11 protein-coding genes and 1 tRNA gene are annotated in these 10812 nt (G+C 69.2%); 6 read left to right on the forward strand and 6 right to left on the reverse strand.

The features are described from left to right. From ACYVE7_RS20200 to ACYVE7_RS20210, 3 genes are all read right to left on the reverse strand, one after another. Window positions 1-1217, reverse strand: a 1217-nt coding sequence (locus ACYVE7_RS20200; protein WP_460366517.1) for a hypothetical protein, incomplete at its 3' end; no start/stop codon positions are given. Next, complete coding sequence (locus ACYVE7_RS20205; protein ID WP_460366518.1) at window positions 1210-1617, reverse strand: pilin; 408 nt, start codon at window positions 1615-1617, stop codon at window positions 1210-1212. The genes ACYVE7_RS20200 and ACYVE7_RS20205, both read right to left, overlap by 8 nt. A gap of 178 nt (window positions 1618-1795) precedes the next feature. Then, complete coding sequence (locus ACYVE7_RS20210) at window positions 1796-2572, reverse strand: hypothetical protein (protein WP_460366519.1); 777 nt, start codon at window positions 2570-2572, stop codon at window positions 1796-1798. Between the two features lie 488 nt (window positions 2573-3060). Here ACYVE7_RS20210 and ACYVE7_RS20215 point away from each other — a divergent pair, with 488 nt between their 5' ends. From ACYVE7_RS20215 to ACYVE7_RS20235, 5 genes are all read left to right on the forward strand, one after another. Next, window positions 3061-3450 carry a hypothetical protein gene (locus ACYVE7_RS20215; RefSeq protein WP_460366520.1) on the forward strand — a complete coding sequence of 130 codons (390 nt, stop codon included), beginning with the start codon at window positions 3061-3063 and terminating at the stop codon, window positions 3448-3450. A 544-nt stretch (window positions 3451-3994) separates the two neighbouring features. Continuing rightward, window positions 3995-4558 (forward strand): hypothetical protein, encoded by a 564-nt coding sequence (locus ACYVE7_RS20220; protein WP_460366521.1) that lies wholly within the window; start codon window positions 3995-3997, stop codon window positions 4556-4558. Window positions 4559-4563: 5 nt separating this feature from the next. Continuing rightward, on the forward strand, window positions 4564-5412 hold the full coding sequence (locus ACYVE7_RS20225) for a TRM11 family SAM-dependent methyltransferase (RefSeq protein WP_460366527.1): 849 nt from the start codon (window positions 4564-4566) through the stop codon (window positions 5410-5412). Continuing rightward, complete coding sequence (locus ACYVE7_RS20230; protein ID WP_460366522.1) at window positions 5409-5891, forward strand: hypothetical protein; 483 nt, start codon at window positions 5409-5411, stop codon at window positions 5889-5891. The genes ACYVE7_RS20225 and ACYVE7_RS20230 overlap by 4 nt, the downstream gene beginning before the upstream one ends. A 580-nt stretch (window positions 5892-6471) precedes the next feature. Then, window positions 6472-7917, forward strand: coding sequence for a tyrosine-type recombinase/integrase (locus ACYVE7_RS20235; RefSeq protein ID WP_460366523.1), 1446 nt, complete (start codon window positions 6472-6474; stop codon window positions 7915-7917). A 170-nt stretch (window positions 7918-8087) separates the two neighbouring features. Here ACYVE7_RS20235 and ACYVE7_RS20240 read toward each other — a convergent pair. The 3 genes from ACYVE7_RS20240 to ACYVE7_RS20250 all read right to left on the reverse strand — a co-directional run bounded on the left by ACYVE7_RS20240 (window position 8088) and on the right by ACYVE7_RS20250 (window position 10153). Next, window positions 8088-8164 (reverse strand) — tRNA-Lys (locus ACYVE7_RS20240). Window positions 8165-8206: 42 nt separating this feature from the next. After that, window positions 8207-9469, reverse strand: a complete 1263-nt coding sequence (locus ACYVE7_RS20245) for an MFS transporter (RefSeq protein WP_460366524.1) — start codon at window positions 9467-9469, stop codon at window positions 8207-8209. Between the two features lie 168 nt (window positions 9470-9637). Next, the gene (locus tag ACYVE7_RS20250) at window positions 9638-10153 is read right to left on the reverse strand and encodes a response regulator transcription factor (protein ID WP_460366525.1); all 516 of its coding nucleotides are present in this window, start codon (window positions 10151-10153) and stop codon (window positions 9638-9640) included. A 156-nt stretch (window positions 10154-10309) separates the two neighbouring features. Between ACYVE7_RS20250 and ACYVE7_RS20255 the strand changes: the two genes are divergently transcribed. Further along, a partial coding sequence (locus ACYVE7_RS20255) for a hypothetical protein (protein ID WP_460366526.1) occupies window positions 10310-10812 on the forward strand: 503 nt, incomplete at its 3' end.

Consider the following 10812-nt stretch of genomic DNA (forward strand, 5'->3'; position numbering starts at 1 on the left):
CCGCCAGGAGGACCGTGCGGACCGCGACGCCGCCCACCCGGGCCGCCGGACGGGCCACCAGGACCAGCCCCGGGCGTGCCTGGCGGGCGTGGGGGCCGTCCACCGGACGCAGCCCCACCGCCCTTGGTGACCATCCGCAATCCCCGGTACAGGACGAGGGACTTGACCACGCGCGACAGCATCTGCGGCTTGTTCGCCTGCCAGATCGTCCTGGCCACCCAGCCGGGGATCTTGACCAGGATGAACAGCAGGCAGATCGCCATCAGCAGGTCACTCAGATCGGTCTGCCCCACCAGACCCTCCGTACCGGCCGGGTTCTTGGCGAACAGCAGCTGGACGGCGGTCACCAGCACCAGCGACTGGGCGACCTGGATGGCCAGCAGACCGGCGAGCGACCGCCACCACAGCCGCGCGATCCCCTCCGTCATCGGCAGGGCGTGCAGGATCAGCCCGAGCGGCGCGGCGGCGATCACCACCATGGTGAGCGCGAGCCGCACCACATAGGTGAACACCACCGCGACCGCCAGGACCACCACGACGAGCGCCACGATCGCGATGAACACCCCTTGCGAGGCGACCCCCGCCAGGAGCATCTTGCCGATCGCCTTGGCGACGGTCTCGGGATCGATCCGGCTCCCCGCGTCGGCGAGGAACGCCTGGCTGAGCCCGTTCGCCAGCGTGATCGCATAGCCGATCGCGATCAGGCTCAGGTTCGCGGCCAGGAACGCCCAGATCAGCCGCGGCACCAGCTCACGCGGCGAGACCTGCCCCGGCATCGACTGCCCGGCGATCAGCAGGACACCCGCCACGGTCACCAGCAGCACGAAGCAGGTGTTGGCGATCGTCCGCGACAGCTCCCACAACTCGACACTGCGCGCCATCGACGGCGCGTCCAGCTCGGGCGTCGCCAGAATCGTCGACCCGAGCATCGCCAGCACCGGCTCGGCCGCCGAGCGCACCAGATGCGCGAACCACCCGTCGATCGCCTCCCGCGCCTTGCATCCCACATCGATGAACCCGCAACCACCCTCCGGGCTCGCCGGGACGGCGGGAGCCGAAGGCATCACGCAGCCCGTCGCCTGCGCGGGCGAGCACGGCGGCGCAGTCGGCGACGGGGGCTGCGCCCAGGCCTGACCGCCGGCCAGCAGGAAGATCACCGTCCCGAGCGCGGCGGCCAGCACCCGAGGCCAGAGGCGACGCGCCGCCACCTCAGGCACCGACGATCTTCTGCAGCAGCCGCACCAAGACCGGCGCCAGGATCGCCACCCCGTACCCGACCGCCCCGTACCGCAGGGTCTTCTTCGCCGACTCGACCTCACCGGGATCCGCCCCGGCCAGGATGTAACGCACCCCGCCGATCGTGAAGAACAAGGTGGCGAGCCCGACCAGCAGCCCGAGTACCACGTTCCGCAGATTCGTGATCACCTGGTCGAGCGAGGCCGCTGCCAGCCCCGTCATCGCCTGCGCGACGTGCGGCACCGATAGCGCCGTCACCACACACCCCGCCGTCCACACCGCCGAGGCGACGGCCCGCCGGATCCAGCTCACCCCCTGCGGCGACGGCAGCACGAACAACGCCAGAACACGACGAACCGAAGAGCGACACTTCATGGGCATGACTCCGATGCAACGAACGTCTTTCGGACCGTCAGCCGCGACCACGACCCGGGCGCAGACCCCGGATCGGGTGTCCTCCTTCAAAGGACGAGGGACGGTGGACTCGATGGGAACGGGCGACCGCCCCCGAAACCCGCCACCGGGCCGTGATCACAGCTGACAGGTATGAACCACCCGCTCAGCCCCCCGAAATGGAGCCCTCACCCAGCAGACTGACCGAGACTTGACCGTTCTCGATCGCCCGCGCCAACCGCGCCTCAGCCGCCCGCCGCCGCTTGTACAGCCGATCCGCCGGCACCCCTGCCCGCCCCGCATACGCCCGCAGCGCCTGCCCTTCAAGCCGCGTCGCGTTGATCAACCGCGCCTCATCGGCGCTGATCACCCGGCACCGCACCGCCTCGGCGAGCACCAGGAACGGCTCCCCGCCGACGGCGTGCCGCTGCGGCATCTCCTCCCGCAACTCGACCCCGGCGACCTCCCGCGCCCGCCCCTGCAACGCGCCCTTCCGCGCCCACACCATCAGCCGAGGCAGCACGTTCGGCCGCTCCAGATCGATCCGCCCCAACTGCGTCACGAACTCCGCCACCATCTCCGCGACGACGTCATCGAACGCGTGCGCCGGACACCCCCGCACCGCCCGCGCAGCCACATTCCGCAACCCCGGCGCCGCCACCCCCACACACCCGACCACCCACGCCGGACCACCATCCCTCGCACGCCGCACCAGCACCCGCCACACCGCGTCCTTCACCACGTCCCCAGCCGCCGGGCTCAGCAGCAGCTCCCTCACCTCCCCAAGCCCGACCATCCGCCCGGGCAGCCCATGCCCGACCTCCCGCCCATCGACCGCGAGCGGCTCCGGCCCCTCGACCAGAAACCCGAACGCCCTCTCAGCGCTACTGAGCGCGTTGCCGTTGAAGCCGGATTCCGCGTGATCCCGCAGGACAGTGGCCATGGAAACTCCCCGATGCTCGAGCCGGTAGAAGCCACCAGTTCTCAACCACCACCCCGCACCACCACCGCCACCCCGAGGAACCCGGAGGACGGCCACCACCCCGCCATTCCGGCCCTGACCAGCACTGGAGCGCACCGGCTGCAGATCGCCGTCAAGCCCGCACCAGCCCACCCGAACCCTCCTCGACGAGGCCGAGCGCCCCAGGAACTCCTCACCGAGGAAAGACTCGGGCAACCGGCCGGGCGCTCCGCCGGGCAGCCATATTTGGGGTTGCACTCAAGTTTCGCGTTTTGATCGAGACCAAGGCCGTTCCGCGAATGCGTCGGCCAAGAGGAAGGGCAGGACATGGTGATCGCTGCCCGAGTGTGCTGGCATTCTGAAGACATGAGAGTCGCAAGAAGTGGTCAGACATCATGACTGCGGGTCTGCGAGTCATCGGGTTCGCCGTTCGCTGGCTTCCTGATCGGAAGGCCCACGATGTCGTTCCCATGATCGACGGCCAGCTGCTGGTCGATCTGATCGACCGGTTCGAGATCACCGCGGATATGACCCCTGCTGGCGACGCCTATGGCGGTCTCATCCCGGAGTTCTACCGGTTCGGGCCGCTCGACGAACACTTCCTGGGTAAGGAGAATCTCGGGCTCGGCCCCAAGACGGCCGTGCTGGGATGCGAATGCGGCGAGGTCGGCTGCTGGCCGCTCATGACCAGGATCACACCGACCGGAGACCTGGTGGTCTGGAACGACTTCGAGCAGGGCCACCGTCCCACCCGCGACTACTCCGCGTTCGGGCCCTTCCTCTTCGACCGGCAGCAATATGACAAGGCGCTGGCCGATCTCCTCGCTGATCTCGCCGACATTGGCGGGGAGGACGGCTAATGACAGCGAGCTGCTTTCGGGTCCGTTGGCCGGGTATGTCGCCGCACAGGCGTTCGGCGCTTCCGTTGAATGCACTCGGGTCCCGACCGGCGCATCTCGTCATGAACGATGGCAACCCCCCGAACCGCTGACGCGGTCATGACGTCCCCATGCCCACGAAGTCCTGGGGCGGACGTTCCAATCCGCGCCGTCCCCGGAGTGTTTTATGTGCATGGGAGCGGGTGGCTGTTCGGGTCACCGGTAGTTGGGTGAGAACGAGAAGGCTCGGCCGGAGAAGGCATCGACCGGGGATAGACGGTTGCTGCCGCTGTCTGTCTGGATGTGTTCGGACACAACGCCCGCTGCCCCCCGGTCGGGGGTCAGCGCCGGGCGCGCGGATGGGTCGGGGGTGTGTGGGCGGCATCGGCTGGCGGTGGGGCGTGAGCTGGCGGGGCATCTGGTGCGGGCGTGTAGTCGGCCGGGCGGGATCGTGGGGGATGTGTTCCCGACGGGTGAGGCGGTGCTGGTCGCGGCGGCTGGGTCGGGGCGTCGGGTGGTGGGGTGCGTGCCGCATCTGCCGCTCGCGCAGCATCTCCAGGAGCGCCTGAAAGAAGAACTGCCGGTCGAGAGCCGGGGGTTGGTGCGGCTTCGGCCGCAGGGCCCGGATGACCTCGCCGAGGCGATGCAGGGGCTGGAAGGGAGTGTTGATCTGCTGGTCGCGGCGCTTCCGCCGTATCCGGGGACGGGGCGTGGCCACGTAGGGGTCTGCCCGTCGTGCGTGAGTGAGCGTCGGATCGGTGTCCCTCCGTTGGAGCGGCTGTTGAAGGACGCTTCGGGGGTGCTCCGGCCGGGTGGTCATCTCGCGGTGATCACGACGGTGCGGCATGAGGGGAAGGGGCTGGTGGATCCGGCGCCGGAGGTGATTCGGGCGGCGGGTCGGGCTGGTCTGCGGTATGTGCAGCACGTGATCGCGTTGCGTGTCCCGGTGCAAGGGGACGCGTTGGTGGTGCAGGCGGGTCCGGAGGCGTTGGCGCAGGTGCGTGGCGTGCGGTCCTCGGCGCTCCCGCCGGTGGCGGTCGTGCACGGCGATGTGTGTCTGTTCCAGCGGCCGGTCGGGGGTGTGCGTTGAGCGAGGTGATCATTCCGTCGGTGTTGGTGACGGGGCAGGTGCAGTCGCGGGGGCAGCGGGCGGGTCGGTATGTGCCGGGGTCGATGCGGCATCCGGGGAAGATGCTTCCCGCGATCGCTTCACAGGTCGTCGGGGCGTTCACTGAGCCGGGTGATCTGGTGGTGGATCCGATGTGCGGGATCGGCACCACGCTGGTGGAGGCGATCCATCTTGGCCGGGATGCCGCGGGGATGGAGTATGAGGCCGACTTCGCCGGCCTCACCGCTGAGAACGTTCTGCACGCTCGGGGGCAGGGCGCGGCTGGGTCAGCGCGGGTGACGTGCGGGGACGCCCGGAACATCGCCACGACCCTGGCGGGGTTGCGGGGGAGGGCGGCGTTGGTGTTGACGTCGCCTCCCTACGGTTCCCGCACCCATGGTCATATCCGTTCCGGGACACGCGGCGGCGACGGGGGTGGGGTGGAGAAGTGGAATCACCGGTATTCCGCCGATCGGAACAATCTCGCGTATCGGGGGTTGCCGGAGTTGATGGAGGTGTTCGGGCAGATCCTCGCGGGCTGCCGGGAGATTCTTCGGCCGGGTGGGGTCGTGGCGATCACGATCCGTCCGATCCGGGCGAAGGGCGAGCTGGTCGATCTTCCCGGTGAGGTGATTGCGACCGCGCAGGAGGCCGGCCTGGTGTTGGAGCACCGGTTGGTGGCGCTGTTGTGTGGGTTGCGGGACGGGGGTCTGGTGAATCGGGCGTCGTTCTTTCAGATGTTGGAGACGCGCAGGCAGCGGGAGAAGGGCGTCGCGGCGGCGGCGTCGGCGCATGAGGATCTGCTGGTGTTCACCTCGCCGGGGAGGCGGGTGTGAGGGTCGCGTTCTATGGGAGCGCGGGATGTCGGGATGGGGCGGAGGAGGAGATCCTCGATCAGTTCCAGGGGTGTGAGGGGGTTCTGGCGGCGGGGGAGGAGGTCGTCGGCGTGTACTTCGATGTGGGGCGTCCAGTTGGCCGCAGCCAGAGCGCTTTGCCGGAGGGGTTCGGGTTGGAGCGTGATGGCGGCCTGATCGATCTGACGTTGGACGCGCGGCTGGTGTCGCGGCCGTTCGATGTGGTGGTGACGGCGTCGCCTTCGCATCTGTCGGCTGACCCGCAGATCTTCCTGCGGACGGTGCGGGAGCTGCTGATCGCCGGCGTCCCGGTGCGGATGGGCGGCCATGGCGCGGGCTGTGCCGGTCAGAGCTCGGCCCTGGGTGCCCAGCGCCTACTCGAGGAGAGGCCGGTGTCTGCGGGTCGGGGTGCGGAGTCGGGTGGAGGGTCGGGGCGACACGCCGGTGTGGGGGTCTCTTGATCGTGGGGGTGGAGTCGAGCGTGTATGCGGGGGTTCCTGCCCGTCCGCGCGGGGTGTGATCTGTGTGGTCATGGGGAGGGGCGGTCCGTCTTCGCTGGGGCAGGCGTGGTTCGCGCTCTTTTCGCCTTTCCTTGTTCGGGTTCGGAAGGTTCGGGGGTGTGGGTGAGGGCTGGGATGTCTGTGGCGGAGGTCTGTGCGCTGCCGGTCGTGGTGGACGTGGTCACGGCGGGCAGAGCGCTCGGGTTGGGGCGTACCAAGGCCTATGGGCTTGCTCGTGCGGGGGAGTTCCCGTGTCGGGTGATCAGGTCCGGGAAGGCGTATGTGGTGCCGACGTCTGAGCTTCTCTGCCTGCTGGGTCTGTCAGCCGTGGCTGAGCGGCCTTCCGTGGAGGGACGGTGAGCCTGACGTGGCTGCCGGGTTGACGTTCAAGAGGTGTGGGTGCCGAGGGGTAGACGGCAAGCTGCTGGGGCGGGGGTGTCCCAGGCTTCGTCGTAAGTCGGGGGCGTGGAGTGCGGTTCATGGGAGTTGGCAGTTCCAGCTGGAGCTTCCGCCGCACGCTGATGGGCGGCGGCGGACGCCGTTGCGGCGGGGTGGGTTCGCCACCCAGGACGCCGCCGAGGCAGAGATGGGTCGGGCGCGTGAGCTGCTGAACATCGGCGGGGAGGAGGACAGGCAGCGTCTGGCGGACTTCATCACGGTTTCGTTGAAGGAGACCAGGGGTCTGCCGGATCCGGAGGAGGTGCGTCGTCGGTTCAGGACCGGTCAGGACCTGGACGGGAAGGTCACGGTGGAGGGATGGCTCGGGTCGTGGCTGCGGGGACGTAAGAAGCTGCGGGAGAACACGCGCCGTAGCTACGAGTCCCATATCCGCATGTATCTGGTGCCCGCGATCGGGGAGGTGCGGCTCGACAAGCTGACGGTGGTGGACGCGGCTCGGGTGTTCGAGCTGATCGAGGAGGGCAACGAGATCATCAGGCAGGCCAGGGAGTCGGGGGATCCGGCGTTGCGGGCCAGGGTGAAGGGGCGGCGGGTCGTTGGTCCGGCGACGTGTCAGCGGGTGCGGGCCACCCTCCGGGCGGCGCTCAACCAGGCGATCAAGGAGCGGAAGATCGATGTGAATGTCGCTTCGCTGATCGAGTTGGAGGGCGGTCGGCGTCCGAAGGCGTTGGTGTGGACGCCTGAGCGGATCGTCGCCTGGCAGCAGAGCCTCGCTGAGCACATCGAGGAGCAAGAAGCCCGTAAAGCGCGGCTTGTCCAGGCCGACGGGGACGCCCGGCATGGAAAGCGGAAGAATCGGCTGGATGCGTATGTGGGTGCGGCGCGTCCGTCAGCGGTGATGGTGTGGACGCCCGAGCAGACCGGTGTGTTCCTCGACCGCGCCCGTTCACACCGCTTGTATGCGCAGTATCACCTGATCGCCTATCGGGGGCTGCGGCGCGGGGAGTCGTGCGGGCTGCGCTGGTCGGAACTCGATCTGACACGCGGCGTGGCGACGATCCGCTGGCAGATCGTGCAGCACGGTTCCGAGGTCGGGCAGGGGCGTCCGAAATCGGAGGCGGGGGAACGTCAGGTGTTTCTGGACGAGACGACGGTGCGTGAACTGCAGGCCCACAAGGCTCGCCAGAACGCTGAGCGGTTGGCGGCGGGTGAGGGGTGGGTGGACAGCGGGTTCGTGTTCACCACCGAGACCGGTGAGGCCCTTCATCCGGCGGGTGTGACCGTTCAGTTCGAGCAGCTCGCGATGGAGGCGGGGCTTCCGCCGGTCCGTCTTCATGATCTGAGGCATGGTGCCGCGACGATCCTGCTGGCAGCCGGGCATGACATGAAAGTCGTGCAGGAGACGCTGGGGTTGTCGTCGATCACGATCGCGGCCGACACCTACACCTCGGTCCTGCCCGATCTGGCTACACGGGCCGCGGAGGACGCTGCGGCGCTCATCAACCGGACCAGGGAGAAGGTTCCGGTGCTCGCCGCGGGCGGAGTGGCGAACCCGGACAGGTCGCGCCGGAAGCGTCAACGTGCGTGAGCGATCGTCGTGATGATCTGCCCCGTCGTGTTCTTCGGAGGGCGGCGGGGCTTACCCGTTCGGGGGTGGTTCGGTGACACGGTGGCGACAACCGAGCACACATGGAGCACACACGGGGCTGAAACGCGACCAGCGCGCCCCGGACAAACCGGAAACGCGCTGGTCAGGTGTGGTGCGCCGCCAGGGACTCGAACCCCGGACCCGCTGATTAAGAGTCAGCTGCTCTAACCAACTGAGCTAGCGGCGCGGGTGTCGGCTCGGCCCGTCGGCCTTGCTGACAGAGAGAACGTTACCGGGGATTTGGGGGATGCGCGAATCGGCGGGTTCGGTGGGTGGAGAAGGCCAGGCCGGCCAGGGCCAGGAACCAGAGGGGGTACTGGGTGAGCCAGGCCAGGCGGAAGTCGGTGGGAGTGAAGGCGTTGCCCCGGTAGTCGAGGACCAGGCCGATCAGGAGGTTCAGGAGGAGAGCGGCGAAGAAGCCGGCGGCGTTGACCAGGCCCGTCGCCGTGCCCTGGCGGGACGGCGGGTTGTGGGCGCGGGCATGGTCGAAGCCGATCATGCTGGCGGGGCCGCCGGCGGCGATGGAGATCGTGAGGAGGGTGAGGAGCCAGACCGGGGCCGGGCCGGACAGGGCCAGGACGATCGTCCAGATCGCGATCAGCTGGAGGGTGATCACCGCGGTGACGCGGACGTGGTGGGTCGGGTGCCGGGTCAGGTAGAGGCCGATCAGCGGGCCCGTGGAGATCGTCGCGATCACGAAGACGGTGAGGAGGGCGCTCGCGGTCGCGGGGGACAGGCCCTGCGCTTTGACCAGGTACGGGTAGCCCCACATGAGGGCGAAGGCGTTCGCGCTGGTCTGCGTGCAGTGCGACCACATGCCGAGCCGGGTGCCCGGGGTCCGCCAGGACGTCCGGAGGTTCGGCAGCAGCGACGCGAACGGGGGCGGAGGCTCCGTCGCCGGAGCGTCCCTGAGCACCGCGAACGCCAGGACGGCCGTCAGCGCCCCGACCGCCGCCGCCGACCCGTAGGCGGCGGTCCACCCCGGCCCGTGGAGCAGCGCCATCAGCGGGATCGCGCTCAGCAGTTGTCCGGTCTGCCCGAGAAAGCCCGTCAGCTGGGTGAGCAGCCCCGCCCGCCGGGCCGGGAACCACAGCGAGATCACCTTGAGGACGCTGATGAAGGTCATCGCGTCGCCCGCGCCGACGAGCACCCGCGCCGCCAGCGCTTCGGGGACGGTCGTCGCGAACGCCAGGAGAAGCTGCCCCGACGCCATGAGCAGCGCCCCGCCGGCGATCATCCGCCGGGATCCCCACCGGTCGAGCAGCACCCCGACGGGCACCTGGAGCAGCGCGTAGACCAGCACCTGGACGACGGTGAACGAGGAGAGCGCCGAAGCCGAGACCCCGAACCGCTCCGCGGCGTCCAGCCCGGCCACGCCGAACGACGTCCGGTGCAGCACCGCGATCACGTAGGCGAGGACGCCGACCGTCCAGAGAATCCAGGCGGTGCGCGTGGCTTGGGGGGAGACCGGCCTGGTCAAGACTTTAGGCACGGTTCAAGAGGGTATGCGTCAGATCCAGTACATCGAGAGGGGGCCTTTCCTGTTCGGGGGCAGGACTCCTTAACTAGATGCGCGGCCCCACGCATCGGTTTACTCCGCATGGTCACCAATTGCTCACCGTCCGATTTGTCCCGGACGGTATGTGAGAGAAAAGCCGCGTCAGCGGACGACGCGGTCGCTGAGGACGCCCCGCCACAGCGAGATCGCCGTGGCCCGGTTGGGCACCCCGAGCTTGGAGTAGATCCGGTTCACATGGTTCTTCACGGTCTTCTCGCTGAGATACAGCTCGCGCGCGATCTCCCCGTTGGACCGCCCGGACGCGATGAGGTCCATCACCTCGGCCTCGCGCACCGAAAGCCCGAGCCCCGCCTTGGTGGCGGCCCGGACGGCGCGGACGAACTCGAAGAGGTCGCAGTCGTCTTCGACGTCCTCGCCGAGGATCAGTACGCGGCATTTCTTGCGGATCGTCACCGCGAACGCCGGATCGTCGAGGACCACGACGTCGGGATGGAGCTGGACGACCAAGGGCAGGGGGTCGGCGGCGGTAGCCCCGACCACGGTGATCTCTTCGCCGCCGTGCAGCCGCCCTGCCATGGCTGATCGGATCACCTCGTCGGCGTGCACCACGAGAACCCGTACGGGGTCCCGCCCGTCGCCTGCCGTTCCCGTGCCCATGCCGACTCTCCAGGGGGTGAGACGTCGTCCAGTCCGGATAAAGGGCGATCTTAACCCCGTAGGTGTGACGGGCGGTACACCCATTGGACTCGGATCCGAAAAACCCTTCGGGTTCCTTCGGGTTAAGGTCGGACGGATCATGCGAGAGGGGCGCGGGTGGCCGATCCGGTGGGCGTGGTGGTGGACGTGTCCAGGGCCTGCTGGTCGGCGGAGCTGCCGCCGCGTGGCCGTCGCCCCCCGGTCTGGGCGCGGCTGGAACGGGTCTGGGCGGCGTGGGAGGCCGAGCACGGGACGTCCGCGCAGATGCTCCTGGTCGCCGACAGTTCCCTCGCCCACGCGCTGACCGGCGCCGACCGCGACCGTTTCGCCGAGCTCCGCCGCGCGGGCGGGCTCCAGACGGCCGCCGTCGCCGCCGGGCTGGCCCTCAATCTGGCCCGCCAGAACCGGCTGCACGTGCTGTCGTCGGATCTGTTCACGGGGCTCCGCCGCGAGCATCCGTGGATCGACAAGGCGCCCGAACGGTTCCACACCTGGACGATGGACGGCCCCGACGTCCGGATCGTCCCCGCCGCGATCCGCCCGTTCCGTCCCGCGGAACCGGCGGCCCGCCCCCGCACGACCCCCCTCGACCCGGCCGACCCCGACACCGCCCGGACGCT

The organism is Actinocorallia lasiicapitis, from assembly GCF_054778695.1.